This is a genomic window from Mesorhizobium album (genome assembly GCF_033977205.1).
Taxonomy (GTDB): domain Bacteria; phylum Pseudomonadota; class Alphaproteobacteria; order Rhizobiales; family Rhizobiaceae; genus Mesorhizobium; species Mesorhizobium album.
This window is the reverse complement of the sequence record NZ_JAVIIW010000012.1, coordinates 135,891-156,832: the sequence shown is the minus strand read 5'-3', so window position 1 is coordinate 156,832 and position 20,942 is coordinate 135,891. Positions and strand designations below refer to the sequence as shown.

Below are 20,942 nucleotides of genomic sequence, written 5' to 3'. Positions count from 1 at the left end.
TCAACAATGGCCGCTACAGAATCACACGTGATTCCAGCCCTTCAAGCCCCTTTCGCAGCCCCACCTTCCGCTTGACATCCCACAGACGCAAATGTGTGCGCACGCTAGCCCACAAGGGGAGAAGGGGAAGACGGCGCTAGTGCTTCAGCACGTCGGCCCATTCCGGATGGCGGCGGAACTGGGCGTTGGCGAAGGGGCAGAGCGGAATGATCTTCTTGCCCGCCGCGCGCGCATCCTCGACCGCGCGGGTGACGAGGCGAAGCCCGGCGCCTTGGCCGCGAAAGACGTCCGGCACCTCGGTGTGATCGATGATGAGCTGGTGCTCGCCGATCTTGGTGAAGGTCATTTCGGCCTCGGCGCCGCCGGGACCGCGCAGCACGTAGCGTCCCTTCGACCCGCGGTCTTCCAGCTCGATCTCGGGCAGTTGGTCAGCCATTCTTCTTGCCTCCTTCGGCGGAAGGCGCGAGGGCGAAGAGCCGCCGCGCCGCTTCGATTTCATTCGGCCGCACCTCGTGCCCGCCGTCGTGCCATTCCACTGTGACATCGGCCCCGTCGGCGCGCAAATAGGTTTCCAGCCGCGTTGTCAGGTTCGGCGGGCAGATCGGATCGCGCCTGCCGGCCGTGATCAGGATATGGCGGCCGGCGAGATTGCCCTGCACATGAGGCTCGAACGGGATCAGCGGATGCATCAGCGCCGTAGCATTGAATAGGCTCGGCTCCGCGAACACCACCGAGGCAAGGATGTTGGCGCCGTTGGAATAGCCGAGCCCGAACACCGCCGAGGGTTTTTCCGCCTCGACATGCGCCTTGACGAAGCCGGCCATCTTGGCCGTCGCCCGCGCAAGGTCGTCCATGTCGTAGACGCCTTCGCCGGTGCGGCGGAAGAAGCGGGCAGCGCCCTGCTCCGACACGTCGCCGCGCGGCGACACGATCGTCGCCGAAGGCAGAAGCTCACGGCCGAAGGACAGAAGCTGGTTCTCGTCGGCTCCGGTGCCGTGGAAGACGAAGAGCAGCGGGCTGCCCGGCGAACCGGGCAGCACTTTGTGGATGTAAGCGTCCTTGCGCATGGCCTTAGTCTTCCAGCTTCTGCAGGTGCTGTTCGAGATAGGGCCTGAGATGCTGGTGCTGCGTCGGCAGCTTCAGCGCTTCACCCAGATGCGCGGTATCCTCGTCGCGGTCGAAGCCCGGCTCGTTGGTCGATACCTCGAACAGCACGCCGCCCGGCGTGCGGAAATAAATCGCCCAGAAGTAATCGCGATCGATGACCGGGGTCACGCCGTAGCCCGTGTCGACCAGCGCCTTGCGCACCTCGAGCTGCCTGGCGCGATCCTCGACCGCGAAGGCGACGTGGTGCACCGAGCCGGCGCCGAGATTGGCGAAGCCGGCAGTGGGCAGCGATTCGATGTCGACGATATCGGCGCCGTTGCCGTTCTGGATCGCCAGCCGGCGGACGTTGCCGGACTTGTCGATCTCCTCATAGCCCATGAACTTCAACAGCTCCTCGGTGGCGCCGCCGTCCTTCAGCCTGAGCGCGACCGAGTGGAAGCCGCGGATCGCTTCATCGCCAGGAACGCCGCCCTTCACCCAGGGCGCGCGGGTGTCGGCCTTGTCCTCGACCAGGGCAAAACTGTCGCCGTCGGGACCGGTGAAGGTCAGCCGCTTCTCGCCGAAGCTTTCGTCACGGGCAACGCCGCTCACGCCTTCGTCGGCGAAGCGCTTTTCCCAATAGGCAAGCGTGCCCTCGGGCACCGAGAAGACCGTGGTGCCGACCTCGCCGACCCCATGCCGGCCCTTGCCGATATCGGGAAACGGGAAATAGGTCATCACCGAGCCCGGCGTACCGAATTCGTCGGCGTAGTAGAGGTGATAGACGTCGGGCGCGTCGAAATTGACCGTCTTCTTGACCCGGCGCAAGCCGAGCTTCCTGGTGAAGAATTCATTGTTGCGGCGCGCATCGCTCGCCATCGAGGTGACGTGATGCAGGCCCTTGATCTGATTGAGCATGATTGCGCTCCCTATCCTTGTTGCGGCCCTCGCCGCTGTCCACGCCAATATGAGGATGCCCTCCGGCCGCGCAAAGCGGCCAAACACAGAATGGACTGTATCATAAAAATGAACGACCATCTCGTATCCGTTCACGCTCCATGAACTGCCGCAGCTTGCAACGCTCGCAAATTTCGGCTCCATGAGCGGGCAGCCTGCCTGAGGAGAAGACTTTTGGACAACCGAGTGAGCCGCCCGAATGTTCTCCTCATCACCTGCGACCAGTGGCGCGGCGATTGCCTGTCGGCTGCCGGCCATCCGGTGGTGAAAACACCGAACGCCGATGCGCTCGCCGCCGAGGGCGTGCTGTTCCGGCGCCATTATGGCGGCGCCGCACCCTGCTCGCCAGCGCGCGCCTGCCTCTATACCGGCCTCTACCAGATGAACAACCGCGTCTGCCGCAATGGCACGCCGCTCGATGCCCGTCATGGCAACGTCGCGCTGTCGGCGCGCGCCGCGGGTTATGACCCGACGCTGTTCGGCTACACCGATGTCGCACCGGATCCGCGCCGGCTCTCGGCCGGCGATCTGCGGCTGAGGAGCTACGAAGGCGTGCTGCCCGGCTTCACCGTGCGCCAGTTCCTGCCCGAGCACCAGAGACAGTGGCTATCCTGGCTCAGCATGCAAGGCATCGACACCAGCGCCGGCGTGCCGGACATCCATCGTCCTGCGAGCGGGCAAGGCAAGGTCGATGTGACCAATGCGCCGCCGGTCTATTCGAAAGATCGGACGCCGACGGCGTTCCTGGCCGGCGAATTCATCCGCTGGCTTGGCGAGCAGGAGCAGGGCGCGCCCTGGTTCGCGCATATCTCCTTCATCAGCCCGCACCCGCCCTTCATCGTGCCGGAGCCCTACAACACCATGTATGACCCGGCCGACGGCCCAGCCTTCCGGCGCGCCGCGAGCTGGCAGGCCGAGGCGGAAAGCCACCCCTATCTCGCCTACGATCTCGAGCGGCAGGAGCGGACGAAGTTCGTTCCTGGCATCGAGGGCAAGGTACCGGATTGGGGCGACGGAAACTTCCGCCGCATCCGCGCGATCTATTACGGCATGATCTCGGAAGTCGACGCGCAGCTCGGCCGCATCTGGCAGGCGCTGAAGGCGGCCGGTGTCTGGGATGACACCGTGATCGTGCTCACCTCCGACCATGCCGAGATGATGGGCGACCATTTCATGCTTGGCAAAGGCGGCTATTTCGACGCCAGCTACCACGTTCCGCTGATCGTCCGCGATCCGCGCCGCGGCGCGGCAGCCGGCGCAACGGTCGACCGCTTCACCGAGGCCGTGGACGTCTTTCCGACCCTGCTCGACCTGATCGGCGCAGCACCCGAACCGCACCTCGACGGGAGGTCGCTGGCGCAGTGGCTCGACGGCGAGGAGCCGGCGGACTGGCGCGACGAGGCGCATTGGGAATTCGATTTCCGCTCGGTCGCCGACGGCGAAGCAGAACGTTACTTCGACATCGGCGCGCGCGATTGCAACCTGGCCGTCATCCGCACGAGCGGCTTCAAATATGTCCATTTCGGCGGCGGCCTGCCGCCGCTGCTGTTCGACCTCACGAAGGATCCCAGCGAGCTGACCAACGTCGCGAACGACCCCGCCTACCTGCCCGCGCGCCTGGAATTCGCCGAGAAGATGCTAGCCTGGCGCGCCAGGCATTTGGACCAGTCCCTGGCGCTGGCGGAGCTCACGGACGATGGCGTGGTTGGACATGTGGGTTGGGCGGTAGGGAACAGGGAATAGGCAACAGGGGAAGCTGTTGAGAGCGTACCCCTGCTGCCTACTGCCTACTGCCTACTGCCTACTTCAACATCATCCTCTGCTTGTCGCGGTTGGCGGCATAGGTGCTCTTGTCATAGGCCGCCTGCGCCTGCAGCTGCTCCTTGGTGAAGTTGGTGTAGAGATATTTCTTGCCGTTCTTGTCGGCCATGAATTTGAGCTTGTCCATGCCGACCGCCACTTCCTTGGCGCCGATGCCGAGGAAGCCGCCAACGTCGACGATGACCGCATCCGGCTTCTTGTCCGGCGTCAGCACGACATCGCCGATCGTGCCGATCTTGGCGTCGTTGGCACCATAGACGGTCGCACCTTTCAGCTCGTCACCTCGGATAGTGCCCATCGGGATCTCGGTCAGCGTCGACTTGTCGATCGAGGCCGTCTTGGTCGTGTCGGTAGCGGACGTGCCCGTATCCGCCGGCTTGTTTTCGGCCGTGGTCTGCGCAGGCTTAGCCGGCTTGCTTCCCTTGTCGGCGGTCGTGTCGGCGGATGCCACGGTCGGAGTGGTGGTGGCCGGAGCATTGTTCGCGGCCGCGCTGGCTGGCGCCGGCGCCGGATCATATGCCTTGCGATTGAAATCCGGCTGAGCTTGCAGCTCCTCCTTGGTGGTCTCGGCGACCAGCCAACGATCCCCATTCTTCTCCGCCCATTTTGCCTTAGCGAAGTCGAAGGTGACGTTCTTCGTGCCGATGCCGAGGAAACCGCCAACGCCGATGACAAGCGACTCGGCCTTGCCGTCCTTGGCAAGCACGATGTCCTTCACGTCGCCGATCTTCTGGGCATCGTCGGCCGTGCTGTTATAGACCGACTCGCCCATGATGTTCGTGGCGAGATTGCCTTCCGCCTTCTTGACCGGTTCAGCCGGCTTGGCATTGAGATCCACCGGCTTCTGGGCTCCGCCCGTGCTGGTTGAAGGCTGCGTGGCGTCAGCCGACTGGGCCGGAGCCGGATCATAAGGCTTGCGATCGAATGCCGGCAGGGCATTCAGCTCGTCCTTGGTCGTTTTGGCCACCAGCCAGCGGTCGCCGTTCTTCTCGGCCCATTCCATCTTGCTGTAATCGAAGGCCACGTCCTTCGTTCCGACACCGAGAAAGCCGCCAACACCGATGATCGCGGACTTTGCCTTGCCGCTGGCATCGAAGACGATATCGTCGATCTTGCCGATATTCTGGGCATCGTCGCCGGTGCCGTTATAGACGGATTCGCCGACGATGTTGGACATGAGGGAGCCTTCCGCTCGGATCACGGGGGCCGGGTTCTCGGCGGCAGGTGGCTGTGCGGGTGACTGCACCGCCGTTTGTGCAAAAGCACCGGTTGCAAGCAGCGTTGCAAGCGCGGTCGTCGCAAAAAGAGTGCGGATCATGATCGTTCCTCCTGCCTGATTTCCAATGCCGCAACCGCCCCAAGCGGCCAAATGCGGCATTATCCCTCAACCTCACAACGTCGTGAGCGGGGCGTTGTTCCCACAAGGCGAGCCTGCGCTCATGCCAAACCCCTGACCCATTCACGGAACCTTTCCGCGGTCCTTTCCGTTTCAGCCAGCGGCTGACGGGTCACGTTCGACCAGGGAAATCGGCTGAGTAATTGCAAGGAACACGGAGCGCGCATGCGGTTTGCTGCGGTGCTGAACCAGGATGGCGGCACGCTGCGGACGACCGATATTTCGGCATTTGCCGACCGTCTGCGCGAGACGCTGGAAACACAAGGTCATTCGGTTCAGATCGACATTGTTGCCGGCCGCGAAATCGCCGCGGCATTGAAAAGGGCCGCAGCGAAGCCGAACATCGATGTCGTGATCGCTGGAGGCGGCGACGGCACGGTTTCGACGGCGGCATCGCTTCTCATGAACAAGAAAAAGGCCTTGGCCATACTGCCGGCCGGCACGATGAATCTCTTCGCGCGCGGCCTCGGCATCCCGCAGACGCTGGATGCGGCACTGAAATCCTTCGCCGGAAGCGAGGTGACGGCTGTCGACATCGCAAGCGCCAACGGCCAGCCCTTCGTGCATCAGTTTTCGATCGGCATGCATGCCAGGATGGTGCAGCTTCGGGAGAAGATGGATTTCGGCTCGCGGCTGGGAAAGATGCGGGCTTCCGTTCGCGCCGCATGGGCAACGATCAAGAACCCGCATACCCTCAAGGTGACCCTGACCGTCGGCGAGGCCGAGATCATCACCCGCGCGACAGGCATCAGCATCAGCAACAATCTGTTCGGCGAGGGCCATCTGCCTTACGCAGACAATCCGGTTGGGGGCGTGCTCGGCATCTATGTCAGCGTTGCGCGCAGGCGCCGCGACCTGGCGAAACTGTTCCTCGTCATGCTGCGCGGCCGCTGGCGCGACAGCGAACATGTCGAAATCCACCAGGCCGACAAGGCCGTCCTCAAGATCCATTCGCCTGTAAAGAAGTTCAGCGCGGTCATGGATGGCGAATTATTCAAGCTGGAACGCGAGACGGTGGTCGAGATTCATCCCGGCGCGTTGAACGTGCTGGTTCCAGCAAGCACTGCGCACGCAAAGGCGGCGTAATAAGGCGGTCAGCCGCCCTGCGCGGGTTTTTGCCCGGTCGCCGGCGCCTGTGGCACGCTCTGCCCGGTCGTCGGGCCCTTGATCACCTCGCCATAGATCTCGACCGCGCCCCAAGCGATGAAGGCCAGCAGGAGCCCGGCGATGAGGATCCGCAGCGCGTGCCAACCCCAGCGGCCCTGGCGGGCTTTGTCTTCAGGAACGATCTTGGCCATCATTCGCCTCCGTGTTGCGTGGCGGCGTCGGTCACGGCATGGTCGGGTAACGGGCCCCTTTTGCGAAGGTTCCGTTGCCGACGGCGAGATCCGGCACGGATCGGGCCGCCGCTTGCCGCGGAGCCTGGGATTGGTGGGCAGAAAGGCAGCCAAATTGCCCGGCCGACATCAGCCGCTTGGTTAAGGATGCGGAACGGCTTGCCTACGGCGTTTTGCCGGGATCAGAGTCTTGAGGCCCGGGCTTCACGTTCTCGCGGTAGATGGCGTAGGCGACGAGCGCAAGCACGGGCGCGGCGACGGCGCCCAGGCCGCCCTTGCTCCTGGCAAGCGCCGGCAGCAGCGCGAGCGCCGCGGCAACGCCAACCGCGGTCATGTCGGCCTTGCGCCGACGCGCCCGGCGCCGCGCACGCATGCCCGTCGTCAGGCGATCGATGAGCAGGAGAAGCGCCGCCAGCACCAGGAACCCCGCGCCAAAACCCAGGGACGTCGCCAGCGGCCCGTAGCGTGCGGCAAACCAAATGTAAGCGGCGCCGACAAGGAAGCCGACGCCGCACAACGCAAGAATGCCGGCAATCCCATAGAGGATCGCCGTCGTTCGCGCCCGTCGCACAGCTGCCATCGCCTCGCCGGAGGCAAGGGCCGAAATCAGCGAGCCCAGTGTCCCCATCTGAGGGCTAGCGGCGTGAGAGCAGAGCGAACAAAAAGCCGATGCCCGCGGCGATAGCCAGCGACGTCACAGGCTTTTCGCGGACGCTGGCAATCAGCTGCGCCTCGATATCCTGGGCACTGCCGCGCACGCTTTCGAACGCTGCCTCGCCTTGCGTCCGCAGCTGTTCGACCCCTTCCGCGGCGGCGCGGCGCGCCGTACCGTAACCATGCTCCCCGGTCTTGGCCAATTGCCGGGTGAGTTCCTCGATATCGGCCCGCAGCTGCCGGATATCGGCTTCGAGATCGGAATTGGAGGGAGCATCCGTTGCGGTTCTGCCGGCAGTGGTCGCCATTGCTTAACTCCTTGTGTTTTCTACATTTCAACGCTCGATCCGCGCCAAGGGTTCCGAACCTGGACCGCTCCTTAACAAGACCAAAGCGCGGCCACATTGACAGCAGTCAAATTCCCTCAGATCGGGACCCTCCGTTCCTTGCCCAAGCCTTCCCGGCGGGCGAGCTCTCCATGCCTTCCTGGCTTTCGAACGCGAAAGGCCGGCCACGGCCGCAGCCGGCGCTTCTTGCAAGGATATCGGCGACTGGGAACAGAACGCTCGCTCTGGCCGGACATCTCGACCCCTCTTCGAAATCCCTGCCCCCGGCGGGTAGCTGGAAACGCTCCAGCCGGATCGAAGTTCCGCCGATCACGGCGATGCATAACCGTTCATGTCTTTTTTAAATGACATGGAGCCAAATACCGCGCATGACTCCGGCAATCATAGGAGTCGCCGACACGTGCCACCATTGCTAGACGGATTGCGTATCCTGGTCCTGGAGGACGAATTCCTGATCGCAATGGATGTCGAACAGCTGTGCCGCGACCATGGTGCCGCCGATGTCGCGATCGCCCGAGAATTGACCGAGGTCGACGAAAGGGAGCTGCCGTCACGGTTCGACGCCGCCGTCGTCGACCTGATGCTGGACGGCGTTTCGACGCTCGATTTTGCCGCGCGGCTGCGCAGCACGGGCGTTCCGTTCGTCTTTGCCACCGGCTATCCGGACTCGGATGACATCAGGGGCTCTTTTCCGGAGATAAGGCTGGTCAGCAAACCCTTTTCGGGCGACGACCTTGTCGCAGCCTTGGCTGCAGCCTGCGGCCGCGGCGCGTCCGCCTGAACAGACCGTTCGCCGCAAGCGGAGGCAGGTCAGGCGGCGTTCGAACCGGTCACCTGCGCCGAGATCGCATCGGGGCCGTATTCGTCCTCGCCGGATATCTTGAGGATATCCTGCAACCTGGCGCGCGCGCGGCTGACGCGGCTCTTGATGGTGCCGACCGCGCAGCCGCAAATCTCGGCCGCCTCTTCGTAAGAGAAGCCGGAAGCGCCGATCAGGATGATGGCTTCGCGCTGATCCTCCGGCAGCTGTTCCAGCGCGCCGCGAAAATCCTTGAGGTCGAGCTGGCCATGCTGGGCCGGATGAACGGCGAGCCTGGCGGTCATGATGCCGTCGCTGTCCTGCACCTCGCGGCCGCGCTTGCGCATCTGCGAATAGAATTCGTTGCGCAGGATGGTGAACAGCCAGGCCTTGAGATTGGTGCCCGGCTGGAAGCTCTCATGTTTGTCCCACGCCTTGACCAAGGTTTCCTGCACAAGGTCGTCCGCCTTGTCGGCATTCTGCGTCAGCGACACCGCAAAGGCGCGCAGGCTCGGTATCGCACCGAGCAGCTCGGTCTTGAAGCTCTGGGAGACCGCCGCCATGCCTCAATCCTTTTTCTCGGCAGGCTCGGCCTCTTCCAGCTGGCTAAGCAACTGAGCGAATCGATCTGGCACCTGGTCGGAGACCAGCTCGTCGTAATATTGTTTGAGTTTGCGGGCGATTTCGGAGTTTGGTCCAAGCGGATTGCCGCCATTCCGGCGCCCGCCGGCGGCACCAGTCGTTGAATTCTTTGACATTTCCTTCATATTCGCCCTAATTCCAGCACCCGAACCGCTCTAGAACCGCGTAACACAACGCAAGCGGACCCTCGTCTGGTCGCCCATCCCGAACCCGCCAAACGCCCGTTTCCTAATTTAGTTCCATGCCCGGCGGAACTTTTTCAGAAGGCCGACGTTGGTCCAGTTGGGGTTTGCGACCCATCTGGCCTGTGAAATGCTACAACGTCATCTGAGGGAGACGTCAAATATGAGTTTGTCCGCAACCATCGCTCCTCACCTGCCGTTCCTTCGCCGTTTCTCGCGCGCCGTTTCTGGATCGCAGGAAAGTGGTGATGCTCTGGTCGCTGCCATGCTGGAGGCCATCATCGCCGACACCGAGGTCTTCCCCAAGGCATCAAGCGACCGCATCGCGCTGTACAAGGTCTTTGCCAGGCTCTTCACTTCGATTGCCATTCGCGTGCCGCAGGAGCATGCGCAGACCGCCTGGGAGCAGCGGGCGGCCGCCAATCTGAACGCGATCGCGCCGCGGCCGCGGCAAGCCTTCCTGCTCGTTGCCGTGGAAGGTTTCAGCGAAGACGAGGCGGCGGAAATCCTCGATGCCGACGAGCAGGAGTTCTCCGAATTGCTTGCCCAGGCAAGCAGCGAGATTTCCCGCCAGGTCGCGACCGATGTGCTGATCATAGAGGACGAGCCGCTGATTGCCATGGACATCGAGGAGATGGTCGAAAGCCTCGGGCACCGCGTTGTCGGCACCGCGCGCACGCACGCCGAGGCGGTGGCCGTGTTCGGCAAGACGCGTCCGAAAATGGTGCTGGCCGACATTCAGCTTGCCGACGGCAGCTCTGGCATCGAGGCCGTGAACGAGATCCTGTCCTCGACCCCGGTGCCGGTGATCTTCATCACCGCCTTCCCCGAGCGTCTGCTGACCGGCGAGCGTCCCGAACCGGCGTTTCTGGTGACCAAGCCGTTCAATCCCGACATGGTCAAGGCTCTGATCAGCCAGGCGCTCTTCTTCGACCGGCAGGCGAAGGCCGCGGCCTGACCGCATCAAGGCCCGACGATCGGGCTTTCATGCGAGGCGAACGCCTCGCATGAAAGCTGTGCGGAGTCTGATGCTTAAAAGCGCTTCCGGGGGGATCGTCTTTTTCCGCAAATGGTGGAACAAACGGCATCCAGCCACGTTTGTCAGGTCATTGGAAGGAGACATATCATGCTGTACTGGGCGCTCGTTTTTCTTGTGGTTGCGATCATCGCCGGCGCGCTTGGGTTCGGCGGCATTGCCGGCACATCCGCTGGTATCGCGCAGATATTGTTCTTCATCTTCCTCGCCTTCCTCGTGATTTCGCTCATCGCCGGGCTCTTCAGAAGAGCCTGACGCGGGGAGCGCCGAACACTGGAAGCCGCACCCCTCAAACGGTTTCCAGCCACCGCCGGGCGGTGTCCCCCCAAAGGACGTCGTCCGGCGGACCGTTTTGAGGCTGCGTGCAGCCTCGGCATGTCGAGGCTGGAGCAGCAATCTGTCATAGAGCCGCGGGAAGTGTTGGATGCGTTCCAAGGCCTCAGGGAAGGGCGATGCGGACAAGCGCAGCGACGAGGTGATCGCGATGCATCCTGCGGAAAGCGGGATGCAGCTTGGACGCGCTTTGTTACACGCGCTTCACAATGCCGGAATTTCGGTCCTCTATCAGGATCGTGAAATGAAGACCGTCTGGGCCCGCAACATGCGCGCCCCCTGGGCATCCGAGACGGCCGACGGCAAGGATTTGCTCTCCCCCGCACAGGCCGAACGCTTAAGCACGGCCAAACGCAAGGTGATTGAAACCGGCAACGCGGACCGCCTTGAGCTCGGCATTCCCGCCAGTGACGGCGTGCGCTGGTTCCAGGTCTGGGTCGACGCCGACCACAGCGATTCCGGTGAGGTCCAGGGCGTCGTCACCACCATGGTCGAGACGACGGAACAGAAACGCCGCGAACAGACGCTGAAGACCCTGTTGCGCGAGGTCAGCCATCGCTCCAGGAACCTTCTGGCCATCATCCAGAGCATAGCCACCCAGACCGGGCGCTACTCGGAGACGCTTGGCGACTTCCTGACGCGCTTTCGCGGCCGCATTCAGTCGCTGGCCTCGTCCCAGGATCTGGTGACATCCTCCAACTGGCGGGGAGCAGCGCTTCGAGAGCTCGTTTCCGGTCAGGTCGGTCGCTACAGCGCCGACCCGGGCCGCAGCTTGCGCTTCGATGGCGAGAACCCTTACCTCAACCCGAACGCCGCCCTGCATATCGGGCTGGCAATGCATGAGCTGGCCGTGAATTCGGTAAGTTACGGCGCCCTGTCGCAGCCTGACGGTCATATCGAGGTGAGCGCCAGGATGGCAACCGACAGCGAGACTTCGCCCGCCCTTTTGCTGATATGGACTGAAAGGGTCGGCCCCGGCCGGCGCAACAAGAAGCGCTTCGGCAGCGTCGCTCTCGAACGCGTCGTGCCGACGTCGCTGAACGGCTCCGCCGCGCTCACAATCGACGGGGACTGCCTCGAATATCGCCTGACCATCCCGCGCGGCAACTTCGAGACGGAATGACCACCACGCATCGGGGCCGCAAGCTTTTCGCACGCGAACGTCCTTAACCGGCTGTTCACCATAAAGTTCGATTCTATGGTCCCGACTGAGCTGTGCGCCGGAGAGCCTCAGCCGCTCCGCCGCGCGATTTGGGAGGACTGAATGATGATTGCCGACATGAACAGGCTGGAACAGGCCGCGCGCGTCTCGATGAGCGGCTTCCAGGACGCCGAGACGCCGCCCCCGCTCCGCCCTATCCATCCATCGCTTCGCCTCGGCGCCATCGCGCTACTGGCAGCCCTGGCGCTGACGGCCGCGTGGCAGTTGAGCTGATTCGGCACTGTCCCGGTTCAAGCTCGATTCAAGGGCGCCCGCACAGTCGCCAACGGCTCTTGGTATAGCACGCCATGTCTGCGGCAAGAAACTTTGGGCAGCAAATGTGTCCAACGGCGCGCGCCCCGAAAAAGACTATCTTCATCAACAGTAAGATCATGCAGGCAAAGCCCATTTTTTCGTGCTAAAGGGCGGCGGCACTGCCGAAAGTGAGGACAAAAGTGAGGAGCAATTCTATGCGGAAGATGATCATTGCCATGGTTGCCGTGGTCGCTGTCAGCGGCTGCACCACGACCGAGCAGGATGTCGTGGGCGGCGGTCTGATCGGCGCCGGTGTCGGCGGCTTGGTCGGCGGCGGCAAGGGCGCGCTGATCGGCGCGGCTGTCGGCGCCGGGTCCGGCCTCTTGGTCCGCAACCTGCGCAACGGTTATTGCCAGTATCGCGATCATCGCGGCCGGATCTACACCGCCCGCTGCAACTGATCCCGCGCTAGAGCATGATCCCGAAAAGTGTGCAGCGGCTTTCGGGATCAGGCTCAAACAATAAGATATAGCGGGATGACGTTTCGAAGATAAAGTCATCTCGCTTTAGCGGAAATGTCGATATGGGAGGCCGGCCCTGCCGGCCTCCATTTCTTGTGCTTGAACGGCGCCTTGGCGAGAGGGCCTGTTCACGCCGTCAGCGGAATCCTTATTTCCACCTTCAGGCCGTCGGCCTGAAAATCGCGGCTGATCGTGCCGCGCAATTCGCGCGTGACGTTGAGATCGATCAGCTTGGTGCCGAAGCCGGTCTTTGCCGGCGCCTCCAGTTCTTTGTGCCCTGTCTCGCGCCAGTTGAGCACCAGCGTCCGTTCGCCGACGCGTCCTTCCACCTTCCAGCCGACTTTCAATGCGCCAACGCCGGCTTCGCCATATTTCAGCGCATTGGTGGCAAGCTCGTGGAAGGTCAGGCCAAGCGCCTGCGTCGTCGTCTCGTCGAGCAGCACCTCCGGCCCCGACAATATGCCGTCAGGAAGCTCCTTGCCGAACACCTGCCCGAGCTCGATGCGCAGCAAATCGCCAAGGTCGGCCTTCTGCCAGCGCGAGCGTGTGAGCATGTCCTGTGAAGCCGCCATCGCTTGCAGCCGCGCCGAGAACGATGCCGAGAACTCCTTCACGTCGGTGGCGTGGGAGGCGGTCTGCCGGGCGATCGCCAGCACCCTTGTCATCGAATTCTTGATGCGGTGCTTCATCTCCTGCAGGATCAGGTCCTTCTCCAGCAGGCTTTTCTCCGTCGCCTCGTGCAGCAGCGACTTCGCCTCATAGGCACGCTCCTGGTAGCGCGCCACCAAGGCGATCGCCCCGGCAAGCAGCAGGCCGAACAGCCCGAGCATCACCGGAATGGCGCGCGAGGACGGCAGCGAAAAGGCGCTCGTCGGTCGAAACAGGATGGTCCAGGGCCGACCGGCCAGGACGATATCCCGGCGCGCCACAAGCTTCGCCCCCAGGGATTCGGCCGGCGGGGCTTCCGAACGGAACAGGAGATTGTCGGCATTCGGCTTGCCGTCATAGATCTCGACATTGACCGGCAGCAGCGGCGCCTTGCTGAGCGCCACCTGGAACAGATCGCGCGCGCGGAAGGCGGCGTAGAGAAAGCCTGCGGTCGAGGAGCGGCTCGCGTTGATGACGTCCGGGGCCGTTTCCACGTTCAGCCGCACGAAGACCAGGAATCCTGGGAAGGTCTGCTCCAGCCCTTGTCCTTGGCCGAGTTGGACAAGGCCGCTGGCATGCTGCTGGTCGTCCGCCATCGCCTTCTCGATCGCCGCCCGCCGTGCCGGCTCGCTGAACATGTCGTAGCCGATGATCGATTGATTGGCTGTATCGAGCGGCTCGAAAAGCACGATGGGCGTGCGCCACTGCTGCTCCGTGGTGGCAGGGTATATCGGATGCGGCGAACCGTGATCGTGCAGGATGTCGCGCTCGACAGCGGCCTCGTCGCCGGTCTTGGCCAGCCGCAGGAAGCCGATGCCGCGCAGGCCAGCGAAATTGTCATTGATGTCTAGCGCAGTGAAGAAGGCTTTGAACTCGCCGCGCGTTATATCGCCGTTGCGGGCATCGAACAGCGCCCGTGTCGAGCGCAACAGCGACAGATGCAGGTCGATACGGCTCTCGATGCGGTTGAGCGCATCGTCGGCCGTCCCCTCGAACTTTATGCGTGCCGCCTCCTGGGTCGCGAAATAGGCAAACCCCGCCATCGTCAGGCTGATCAGCGCGACGGCGATGAAAGCGACGATCGGAAAGAGCTTTTTCAATGCAGGGTGCGGCCCATGGATGGATGATCACCTTTATGGGCAAGTCCCCGGACGAATACAAGGCGACGCCAGGCCGTCGGGGTGGCCGGCACGTCGATCAGCAATAATTAGCCGGCTAACTGTAACTTCAAGCTGCCATCTTCAAAGCCCCTGGACCCGGAATGGCGCCCGGCGGGCACTTGCCTAATATGATCATGCCGAGCACCTCGTCCTGGGTGACGTCGCCGGTGCGGGCCGTGCCGACGACCTGGCCGTTCTTCATCACGCAGACACGGTCGGCCAGCTCGAACACGTCGTGGATGTCGTGGCTGATCAGGAAGATGCCGATGCCGTCAGCCTTGAGCTGCCGCACCAGTTCGCCGACCTGGGCCGTCTCCTGCGGACCGAGCGCCGCCGTCGGCTCGTCCATGATCAGTATACGGGCGTTGAACAGGATCGCGCGGGCGATCGCCACCGACTGCCTTTGCCCGCCCGACAGCTTGATCACCGGATCCTTGAAGCGCTGGAAGCGCGGATTGAGCCGGCCCATCACCTTGCGCGCCTCTGCCTCCATGGCGACGTCGTCGAGCGTGCCCCAGGCGGTCATCAGCTCGCGGCCGAGGAAGAGGTTGGCGGCGGCGTCGACATTGTCGGCCAGCGCCAAGGTCTGGTAGATCGTCTCGATGCCGTATTTCTTGGCGTCGCGCGGGTTGGAGATCGATGCTTCCTCGCCGTTGACGAAGATATGCCCGGCATCGCGCTTGTAGGCGCCGGACAGGATCTTGATGAGCGTTGACTTGCCGGCGCCGTTGTGGCCGAGCAGCGCCACCACTTCGCCGGGGAAGAGATCGATGGACGCATCATCGACGGCGCGGATGCCGCCGAAGGCGATCGAGATGTTGCGCATGTTGACCAGCGGAGCACCCGCGGAAGCGTTCTCTGCCATAATACCCTCCCTCAAACCCGCTTGCGGTAGATGGTGTCGAGCCAGACGGCGATGACCAGCACGGCGCCGACGACGATGCTTTGCAGCGGCGAGTCGACGCCGAGCAGCACCATGCCGGACTGCAGCGACTGCATCAGAAGCGCGCCCAGCATGGCGCCGAGCACGGTCCCGGAGCCGCCGGCGAGCGAGGTGCCGCCGATCACCGCCGCGGCGATGACCAGGAGCTCGTCCAGTGTGCCCAGCGCGTTGGTCGATGAATTTTGCCGTGCCGACGAGATGGCGGCCGCGATCGTCGCCAGCACGCCCATGATCATGAACACCTTCATGGTGATCCAGCGCGTGTTGATGCCGGCAAGGTTGGCCGCTTCCGGATTGCCGCCGATGGCAAAGACATAGCGGCCGAAGCGGGTGCGCTTGGTGATGAAAGTCATGATCAGGCCGACCGCGACCGCCATCAGCACCGGAATGGCGATGCCGTGGGCGATGAACAGGCCGCCTTCGGGGACAGTGATGTTGTTGGCGGCGGCATAGCGGTTCACGATGCCAACGGGCCAGGGATAGGAATTGGCCAGCCACACCGCGCCCATGATGACCGCGCAGGCGACCGCGCCGAGCAACGTCTCGGCCCAGATCGGCCGCAGCGGGAAGCGGAACCGCTTGCGCTGCACCCGGCCGTTGAACAGCGCAAACACCACGGCAAGGCAGGCGACGACGCCGACGACCCAGCTCCATCTCGCACCGATCGAGCCCGCGGGCCCGCCGCCCATGAGCTGGTAGGTGGCATCGAGCGGCGCCACCGTCTGGCCGCTGGTGACCCACCAGGCAGCACCACGCCATACCAGCAGCCCGCCCAGCGTAACGATGAAGGCCGGCACATCGAGATAGGCGATGACGAAGCCCTGGAAGGCACCGATCAGCAGGCCCAGCGCCAGGCCGATGGCCAGCGCCAGCACCCAGATCCACGGATTGCCGAGCTCGAGCCCGACCATCCGCACCAGGAAATGCACCTGGGCAAAGCCCATGATCATGCCGATCAGCCCCTCGGCCGAGCCGACGGAGAGGTCGATGTTGCGCATGACGATGACCAGCACCATGCCGGAGGCCATGATGGCCACCGCCGAGGTCTGCACCGACAGGTTCCAAAGATTGCGCGGCGTGAGGAACGTGCGGCTGTCGAAATCGAGCGGATTGACGCCGAGCCGCAGACTCGAGATGACATGCAGGCCGATCCAGATGATCAGCAGCGCGCCGACCATGCCGAGCATGCGCGTGTCGAGTTCCGTCGCCTTGAGGAAGCGCCCGACGGCGCTGAGTTCGGATGCACGCGCGCGATCCGCGGCCGGGTTGGCGGCGGCATCAGAGGTCGTATCGGTCATGATATCCTCCCACCGGCTTGCCGTCTGTCGCGGATCGCCGGACCACGATGCTAAAGCAATTCCAGGAAAAGTGCGTCACGGTTTTGCGTCTGGAATTGCGTCGAAAACAAACGGCTGGAGCAGTCCGGCGATCATATCGGACGGTGAACTGCTCCAATGGCCCTTCCCGGCTTCAGTGCAGCCGAAAGCCTTCAAGAACGCCGCGGCTTTTTGGGCCGCGGCGCTGCGTTGGAACCTTGGCCGGCCGGTTTAATTGCAGACCGCGACGCTTCCGGCGGCCACACCGGCGCAGACTTCGTCCTTCTTGATCCAGCCGGCGTCGATGACCACGTTGAGATTGTCCTTGGTGATCGCGACCGGCGTCAGGAACAGCGACTTGACGGTGTTGCCGCCAGGCGTCGTGAAGTCCTTGGCGCCAGCGATGTCGGCCATCTTCTTGCCGTCGGCGAGCTGCGAGGCGATCTCGGCGGCGTTCTTGCCAAGCTCGCGCGCATCCTTCCACACCGACACGGTCTGCGTGCCGAGCGCGATGCGGTTGAGCGCCGCGTGGTCGCCGTCCTGGCCGGAGACCGGAACGGTGCCGGCAAGCCCCTGTGCCGTCAGCGCCGCGACGACGCCGCCGGCGGTGCCGTCATTGGCCGCCACGACCGCGTCGACCTTGTTGTCGTTGGCGGTCAGGAACTGCTCCATGTTCTTCTGCGCGTTGGCGGGCAGCCAGCCGTCCGTATAGGCCTCGCCGACATTCTTGACCTTGCCGCTGTCGATGGCCTCCTTCAGCACTTCCATCGAGCCCGAGAACAGGAAATCGGCGTTCGGATCGGCGCCCGAGCCCTTTATGAAGACGTAGTTGCCTTCGGGCTTGGCCTTGAACACCTCGCGGGCCTGCATGCGGCCGACTTCCTTGTTGTCGAAGGTCAGGTAGAACACGTCCTTGTTCTCGATCAGGCGGTCGTAGCCGACCACCGGAATGCCTTCGTCGAGCGCCTTCTGCACCGCCGGCCCGATCGCCGAGGCGTCCTGCGCCAGGATGATCAGCGCATTGGCGCCCTGCGAGATCAGGCTTTCGACGTCGGTCAGCTGCTTGCCCGGATTGGACTGCGCATCGGCGGAGATGTACTTGTCGCCGGCGGCCTCGATGGCTTTCTTCATCGCCGCTTCGTCGGTCTTCCAGCGCTCTTCCTGGAAATTCGACCACGAAACGCCGATCACCTTGTCTTTCGCCTCTGCGACCGACACCAGCGTCAACGACATGGCGACACCCGCCAGAATGGCGGCTGCGAATCTCTTCATGATTTCCTCCCTGCGCCACTTGCGGCGCGACCCAGACTGGCCCGAAGGCCGGCATAGAGGCTTTTTTTCGAGCCTCGAAAAAATACTGGTCCAACGCCGAAGCGCTGTCAACTGCGATTTTGATGGTTTTTGAGGTACCGCGAACTTTTTTTCGAGATCCGCAATAAATAATGACAGCCCCACCGGCTTCTGCCACTATCCCGGAATTCCGGGAAGGAAGCGCGCAGCGATTTTCGGCACGGAATTGAACCAGGCAAAATCCAGCGCGGTCCGGCGTCATATCGAGGACGGGACCGATCTGGCGCGTCGCCGACGGCCCATGCAATATCAAGAGGCCGCGCTGACCGGGAGGAAGAAAATGTCGGTCGGGATCCGCCACGACGACCTGCGCCGGCGCAACCGCGCCATGGTGCTCTCGGCCGTGCGCCGGGCCGGCCAGCCGTCGCGGACGGAGATCGCCGCGACCACCGGGCTCAGCCACTCGACCATTTCGGCGATCTCCTCGGACCTGATCCAGGAAGGCATCCTGACCGAGAGCAAGCCGAGCGAGACCGCCTCGCTGAAGCGCGGCCGGCCGCAGGTTGGCCTCGCCCTCAATCCCGAGGCGGCGGCGGTGGTGACGGTGGTGCTGTCGCTCAATTTCCTCTCCGTCGCCGTCATCGACTATGCCGGCCAGGTTATCGCCGAGGAACAGCGGCGCCTCGATACGCTGACCATGCCGCGCGACGAGCTGATTGGCGAATGCACAGCAATCGTCCGGCGCCGGCTGGAGGACCCCGACCTCGATGTCGGCAGCGTCGCCCGCATCGCCATGGGCATCCAGGGCATCACCGATTCTCATGCCCGCGCCATGCTGTGGTCGCCGATCACGCCGCTGACCGATATTCCCTTCGCCGACATTCTGGAAAAGGAATTCGGTATTCCGGCCACCATGGAGAACGACTGCAACATGATGGCGGTGGCGCTGCAATGGCGCGATCCCGACCGCTATCGCGACAATTTCATCGCCATCCTGCTCTCGCACGGCATCGGTATGGGTCTGGTGCTGAAGGGCGAGCTCTTCACCGGCACGCATTCTTCCGGAGGCGAGTTCGGGCACATGATCCACCGTCCGGGCGGCGCGCTCTGCCGCTGCGGACGCCGCGGCTGCGTCGAGGCCTATGCCGGCAACTACGCCATCTGGCGCAATGCCAAAGGGATGAGCGAGAACTCCGAGCCGGTCGACGTCAGCGATGCCGACATGCGGGCTCTTGCCGCCAAGGCGCGCGAGAGCGCCGGACCGGAGCGCGAAGCCTACCGCAAGGCCGGCGAGGCGCTCGGCTTCGGCCTTGGCAACCTGTTCGCGCTGATCGACCCGGCACCGGTCGCCATGGTCGGCGTCAGCGCCGCGGCGTTCGACCTGATAGAGCCGGCGCTGCGCGAGGCCATCGCCCAGACCGCAGGCGGCCAGCATTCGAAGTCGATCTCCTTCGACACCGAGCCGAACGAATTGCCGCTCATCCGCGAAGGCTGCGCCATGCGCGCGCTCACCTTCGTCGACCAGGAGATCTTCGCGCCGGGCGTCCATGCGAGGACCGGTGCAACCGGGAAGAACGTCGCCTGATCAGTCTTCCCTGATCGCGTAGCCCGCCCCGCGAATGGTGCGGATGACATCGGGCATGCGGCCGTTGTTGACCGCCTTGCGCAGACGCCCGACATGCACGTCCACCGTGCGTTCGTCGATATAGATCGTCTCGCCCCAGACATTGTCGAGCAGCTGGCTGCGTGAGAACACCCGGCCGGGATGCCGCATCATGAATTCGAGCAGCCGGAACTCGGTCGGGCCGAGCCTGATCTCGCTCTTCTTGCGGTAGACGCGGTGCGATTCACGGTCGAGCACGATGTCGCCGACCTTGAGCACGCTGGACAGCACCTCCGGCTTGGCGCGGCGCAGCAGCGCCTTGACCCTGGCCATGAATTCCGGCGTCGAGAACGGCTTGACCAGATAGTCGTCGGCACCCGTCGAGAGGCCGCGCACCCGGTCGCTTTCCTCGCCGCGCGCCGTCAGCATGATGATCGGCAGCCGCTCGGTCTCGGGCCGCATCCTGAGGCGACGGCAAAGCTCGATGCCGGAAACCGCCGGCACCATCCAGTCGAGCACCAACAGGTCGGGCACGTTCTCCTGCAGGCGGATCTCGGCTTCGTCGCCACGGGTCACCACCTCGACCTGATAGCCCTCGGATTCGAGGTTGTAGCGGAGCAGCACCCCCAGCGGCTCCTCGTCCTCCACCACCATGATGCGTGGCGCGATCATTTGGCAGTCACCTTCGTTGTCAGGCCGCCGGCGCCGGCATCGCCGTCTCGTCCTGCTTCGGACGATTCGCGGGCAATTGGGTGCCGGTCAGCACGTAATAGGCGTTCTCGGCGATATTGGTGACATGATCGCCGATGCGTTCCAGATTCTTGGCGCAGAACAGGAGATGCGTGCAAGCCGTGATGTTGCGCGGATCCTCCATCATGTAGGTCAGGAGCTCGCGGAAGACGGAGGTGTATTTCACGTCGACGCGCTCGTCGTCGTTCCTGAGCTTGGCGAGCGCCGTGGCGTCGCCCGCCGTGTACTCCTCGATCACGCCCTGGACCTGGATCAGCACCAGCTGCGCCATCGAATCGATGGAGTGCGAAAGGTCGCGCGGCGCGGTGCTGACGCCGACGGAGCCGACGCGCTTGGCAATGTTTTTGGCGAGATCGCCGATGCGTTCGAGGTCGCCGGCCATGCGGATCGCGCCGACCACGTTGCGCAGGTCGTCGGCCATCGGCTGGCGCTTGGCGATCAGCGTGATGGCGCGGTCGTCGAGCTCGCGCTGCCTGGCGTCCATGATGGCATCGTCGGAGACCACGCGCTGCGCCAGCGCGTTGTCGGAATTGAGCAGAGCCTTGGTCGACGCGCCGACCATGGAGCCGGCAAGATCGCCCATGTCGCGGATGAGCCGGCTGATCTGCCTCAAATCCTCGTCGAAGGAAGCGACGGTATGTTCGGCCATGATGAATGTCCTCGTA

General features: G+C 63.7%; 24 protein-coding genes. 9 read left to right on the top strand and 15 right to left on the bottom strand.

The genetic code is table 11. The features are described from left to right. Window positions 1-136: 136 nt before the first annotated feature. From RFN28_RS13010 to RFN28_RS13000, 3 genes are read right to left on the bottom strand one after another with little or no spacing between them, the layout of a single operon-like run. Window positions 137-436, bottom strand: coding sequence for a GNAT family N-acetyltransferase (locus RFN28_RS13010; protein ID WP_128258873.1), 300 nt, complete (start codon window positions 434-436; stop codon window positions 137-139). Next, entirely contained in the window at window positions 429-1,067 is a 639-nt protein-coding gene (locus RFN28_RS13005) for an alpha/beta hydrolase (RefSeq protein WP_320287727.1), read from the bottom strand. Before RFN28_RS13005 ends, RFN28_RS13010 begins: the two co-directional genes overlap by 8 nt. Window positions 1,068-1,071: 4 nt before the next feature. Continuing rightward, a complete protein-coding gene (locus tag RFN28_RS13000) occupies window positions 1,072-2,004 on the bottom strand; it encodes a VOC family protein (protein ID WP_320287726.1) in 933 nt (310 codons plus the stop codon). 213 nt (window positions 2,005-2,217) lie between these two features. Here RFN28_RS13000 and RFN28_RS12995 point away from each other — a divergent pair, with 213 nt between their 5' ends. Beyond that, a complete protein-coding gene (locus RFN28_RS12995) occupies window positions 2,218-3,786 on the top strand; it encodes an alkaline phosphatase family protein (RefSeq protein WP_430677936.1) in 1,569 nt (522 codons plus the stop codon). 58 nt (window positions 3,787-3,844) lie between these two features. Here RFN28_RS12995 and RFN28_RS12990 read toward each other — a convergent pair whose 3' ends face one another. After that, on the bottom strand, window positions 3,845-5,182 hold the full coding sequence (locus tag RFN28_RS12990) for a PRC-barrel domain-containing protein (RefSeq protein ID WP_320287724.1): 1,338 nt from the start codon (window positions 5,180-5,182) through the stop codon (window positions 3,845-3,847). Window positions 5,183-5,425: 243 nt separating this feature from the next. On the opposite strand from RFN28_RS12990, the gene RFN28_RS12985 reads away from it, so the two are divergent. Then, window positions 5,426-6,346, top strand: a complete 921-nt coding sequence (locus tag RFN28_RS12985; RefSeq protein WP_320287723.1) for a diacylglycerol/lipid kinase family protein — start codon at window positions 5,426-5,428, stop codon at window positions 6,344-6,346. Between the two features lie 8 nt (window positions 6,347-6,354). Here the strand turns inward: RFN28_RS12985 and RFN28_RS12980 are convergent, their stop codons facing one another. The 3 genes from RFN28_RS12980 to RFN28_RS12970 form a co-directional block, all read right to left on the bottom strand. Then, complete coding sequence (locus RFN28_RS12980; protein WP_320287722.1) at window positions 6,355-6,558, bottom strand: hypothetical protein; 204 nt, start codon at window positions 6,556-6,558, stop codon at window positions 6,355-6,357. A gap of 202 nt (window positions 6,559-6,760) precedes the next feature. Next, window positions 6,761-7,225: a hypothetical protein gene (locus RFN28_RS12975; RefSeq protein ID WP_320287721.1), complete on the bottom strand. Its 465-nt coding sequence runs from the start codon at window positions 7,223-7,225 to the stop codon at window positions 6,761-6,763. A 7-nt stretch (window positions 7,226-7,232) separates the two neighbouring features. Next, window positions 7,233-7,559: an ElaB/YgaM/YqjD family protein gene (locus RFN28_RS12970; protein ID WP_320287720.1), complete on the bottom strand. Its 327-nt coding sequence runs from the start codon at window positions 7,557-7,559 to the stop codon at window positions 7,233-7,235. 439 nt (window positions 7,560-7,998) lie between these two features. Here RFN28_RS12970 and RFN28_RS12965 point away from each other — a divergent pair, with 439 nt between their 5' ends. Continuing rightward, window positions 7,999-8,379 (top strand): response regulator, encoded by a 381-nt coding sequence (locus tag RFN28_RS12965; protein WP_320287719.1) that lies wholly within the window; start codon window positions 7,999-8,001, stop codon window positions 8,377-8,379. 29 nt (window positions 8,380-8,408) lie between these two features. Here the strand turns inward: RFN28_RS12965 and RFN28_RS12960 are convergent, their stop codons facing one another. Further along, window positions 8,409-8,960: an RNA polymerase sigma factor gene (locus RFN28_RS12960; protein ID WP_040973662.1), complete on the bottom strand. Its 552-nt coding sequence runs from the start codon at window positions 8,958-8,960 to the stop codon at window positions 8,409-8,411. A gap of 3 nt (window positions 8,961-8,963) precedes the next feature. Beyond that, a complete protein-coding gene (locus RFN28_RS12955) occupies window positions 8,964-9,164 on the bottom strand; it encodes a NepR family anti-sigma factor (RefSeq protein WP_320287718.1) in 201 nt (66 codons plus the stop codon). A gap of 220 nt (window positions 9,165-9,384) precedes the next feature. Between RFN28_RS12955 and RFN28_RS12950 the strand changes: the two genes are divergently transcribed. From RFN28_RS12950 to RFN28_RS12930, 5 genes are all read left to right on the top strand, one after another. Next, window positions 9,385-10,179: a response regulator gene (locus RFN28_RS12950; protein WP_067002122.1), complete on the top strand. Its 795-nt coding sequence runs from the start codon at window positions 9,385-9,387 to the stop codon at window positions 10,177-10,179. A 168-nt stretch (window positions 10,180-10,347) separates the two neighbouring features. Continuing rightward, window positions 10,348-10,512 (top strand): DUF1328 domain-containing protein, encoded by a 165-nt coding sequence (locus RFN28_RS12945; protein WP_018429836.1) that lies wholly within the window; start codon window positions 10,348-10,350, stop codon window positions 10,510-10,512. A gap of 169 nt (window positions 10,513-10,681) precedes the next feature. After that, complete coding sequence (locus tag RFN28_RS12940; RefSeq protein WP_320287717.1) at window positions 10,682-11,713, top strand: sensor histidine kinase; 1,032 nt, start codon at window positions 10,682-10,684, stop codon at window positions 11,711-11,713. Between the two features lie 141 nt (window positions 11,714-11,854). Then, entirely contained in the window at window positions 11,855-12,025 is a 171-nt protein-coding gene (locus RFN28_RS12935) for a hypothetical protein (protein WP_320287716.1), read from the top strand. 236 nt (window positions 12,026-12,261) lie between these two features. Beyond that, entirely contained in the window at window positions 12,262-12,507 is a 246-nt protein-coding gene (locus RFN28_RS12930; RefSeq protein ID WP_027166589.1) for a YMGG-like glycine zipper-containing protein, read from the top strand. A 188-nt stretch (window positions 12,508-12,695) separates the two neighbouring features. On the opposite strand, the gene RFN28_RS12925 is transcribed toward RFN28_RS12930, so the two are convergent. From RFN28_RS12925 to xylF, 4 genes are all read right to left on the bottom strand, one after another. After that, the gene (locus tag RFN28_RS12925; RefSeq protein WP_320287715.1) at window positions 12,696-14,315 is read right to left on the bottom strand and encodes a CHASE domain-containing protein; all 1,620 of its coding nucleotides are present in this window, start codon (window positions 14,313-14,315) and stop codon (window positions 12,696-12,698) included. Window positions 14,316-14,442: 127 nt separating this feature from the next. Next, window positions 14,443-15,240, bottom strand: coding sequence for an ATP-binding cassette domain-containing protein (locus RFN28_RS12920; protein WP_320287714.1), 798 nt, complete (start codon window positions 15,238-15,240; stop codon window positions 14,443-14,445). An 11-nt stretch (window positions 15,241-15,251) separates the two neighbouring features. Further along, window positions 15,252-16,616, bottom strand: coding sequence for a sugar ABC transporter permease (locus RFN28_RS12915; protein ID WP_320287713.1), 1,365 nt, complete (start codon window positions 16,614-16,616; stop codon window positions 15,252-15,254). Between the two features lie 249 nt (window positions 16,617-16,865). After that, entirely contained in the window at window positions 16,866-17,906 is a 1,041-nt protein-coding gene (gene xylF / locus RFN28_RS12910; RefSeq protein WP_320287712.1) for a D-xylose ABC transporter substrate-binding protein, read from the bottom strand. Between the two features lie 358 nt (window positions 17,907-18,264). On the opposite strand from xylF, the gene RFN28_RS12905 reads away from it, so the two are divergent. Continuing rightward, window positions 18,265-19,509: an ROK family transcriptional regulator gene (locus RFN28_RS12905; RefSeq protein WP_320287711.1), complete on the top strand. Its 1,245-nt coding sequence runs from the start codon at window positions 18,265-18,267 to the stop codon at window positions 19,507-19,509. Here RFN28_RS12905 and phoB read toward each other — a convergent pair whose 3' ends face one another. Continuing rightward, window positions 19,510-20,199 carry a phosphate regulon transcriptional regulator PhoB gene (gene phoB, locus RFN28_RS12900; protein ID WP_010911896.1) on the bottom strand — a complete coding sequence of 230 codons (690 nt, stop codon included), beginning with the start codon at window positions 20,197-20,199 and terminating at the stop codon, window positions 19,510-19,512. A 19-nt stretch (window positions 20,200-20,218) separates the two neighbouring features. After that, the gene (phoU, locus tag RFN28_RS12895) at window positions 20,219-20,926 is read right to left on the bottom strand and encodes a phosphate signaling complex protein PhoU (RefSeq protein ID WP_320287710.1); all 708 of its coding nucleotides are present in this window, start codon (window positions 20,924-20,926) and stop codon (window positions 20,219-20,221) included. Window positions 20,927-20,942: the final 16 nt, after the last annotated feature.

What these genes read in the sequence shown, in the direction of transcription:
- phoB (WP_010911896.1), bottom strand. Translation starts at nt 20,199, where the DNA reads ATGATCGCGCCACGCATCATGGTGGTGGAGGACGAGGAGCCGCTGGGG.
- RFN28_RS12955 (WP_320287718.1), bottom strand. Translation starts at nt 9,164, where the DNA reads ATGAAGGAAATGTCAAAGAATTCAACGACTGGTGCCGCCGGCGGGCGC.
- RFN28_RS12950 (WP_067002122.1), top strand. Translation starts at nt 9,385, where the DNA reads ATGAGTTTGTCCGCAACCATCGCTCCTCACCTGCCGTTCCTTCGCCGT.
- RFN28_RS12940 (WP_320287717.1), top strand. Translation starts at nt 10,682, where the DNA reads ATGCGTTCCAAGGCCTCAGGGAAGGGCGATGCGGACAAGCGCAGCGAC.
- RFN28_RS12930 (WP_027166589.1), top strand. Translation starts at nt 12,262, where the DNA reads ATGCGGAAGATGATCATTGCCATGGTTGCCGTGGTCGCTGTCAGCGGC.
- RFN28_RS12980 (WP_320287722.1), bottom strand. Translation starts at nt 6,558, where the DNA reads ATGGCCAAGATCGTTCCTGAAGACAAAGCCCGCCAGGGCCGCTGGGGT.
- RFN28_RS12905 (WP_320287711.1), top strand. Translation starts at nt 18,265, where the DNA reads ATGTCGGTCGGGATCCGCCACGACGACCTGCGCCGGCGCAACCGCGCC.
- RFN28_RS12935 (WP_320287716.1), top strand. Translation starts at nt 11,855, where the DNA reads ATGATGATTGCCGACATGAACAGGCTGGAACAGGCCGCGCGCGTCTCG.
- RFN28_RS12960 (WP_040973662.1), bottom strand. Translation starts at nt 8,960, where the DNA reads ATGGCGGCGGTCTCCCAGAGCTTCAAGACCGAGCTGCTCGGTGCGATA.
- RFN28_RS12915 (WP_320287713.1), bottom strand. Translation starts at nt 16,616, where the DNA reads ATGACCGATACGACCTCTGATGCCGCCGCCAACCCGGCCGCGGATCGC.
- RFN28_RS13010 (WP_128258873.1), bottom strand. Translation starts at nt 436, where the DNA reads ATGGCTGACCAACTGCCCGAGATCGAGCTGGAAGACCGCGGGTCGAAG.
- RFN28_RS12975 (WP_320287721.1), bottom strand. Translation starts at nt 7,225, where the DNA reads ATGGGGACACTGGGCTCGCTGATTTCGGCCCTTGCCTCCGGCGAGGCG.
- RFN28_RS12970 (WP_320287720.1), bottom strand. Translation starts at nt 7,559, where the DNA reads ATGGCGACCACTGCCGGCAGAACCGCAACGGATGCTCCCTCCAATTCC.
- RFN28_RS12985 (WP_320287723.1), top strand. Translation starts at nt 5,426, where the DNA reads ATGCGGTTTGCTGCGGTGCTGAACCAGGATGGCGGCACGCTGCGGACG.
- phoU (WP_320287710.1), bottom strand. Translation starts at nt 20,926, where the DNA reads ATGGCCGAACATACCGTCGCTTCCTTCGACGAGGATTTGAGGCAGATC.
- RFN28_RS12990 (WP_320287724.1), bottom strand. Translation starts at nt 5,182, where the DNA reads ATGATCCGCACTCTTTTTGCGACGACCGCGCTTGCAACGCTGCTTGCA.
- RFN28_RS13005 (WP_320287727.1), bottom strand. Translation starts at nt 1,067, where the DNA reads ATGCGCAAGGACGCTTACATCCACAAAGTGCTGCCCGGTTCGCCGGGC.
- RFN28_RS12920 (WP_320287714.1), bottom strand. Translation starts at nt 15,240, where the DNA reads ATGGCAGAGAACGCTTCCGCGGGTGCTCCGCTGGTCAACATGCGCAAC.
- RFN28_RS12945 (WP_018429836.1), top strand. Translation starts at nt 10,348, where the DNA reads ATGCTGTACTGGGCGCTCGTTTTTCTTGTGGTTGCGATCATCGCCGGC.
- xylF (WP_320287712.1), bottom strand. Translation starts at nt 17,906, where the DNA reads ATGAAGAGATTCGCAGCCGCCATTCTGGCGGGTGTCGCCATGTCGTTG.
- RFN28_RS13000 (WP_320287726.1), bottom strand. Translation starts at nt 2,004, where the DNA reads ATGCTCAATCAGATCAAGGGCCTGCATCACGTCACCTCGATGGCGAGC.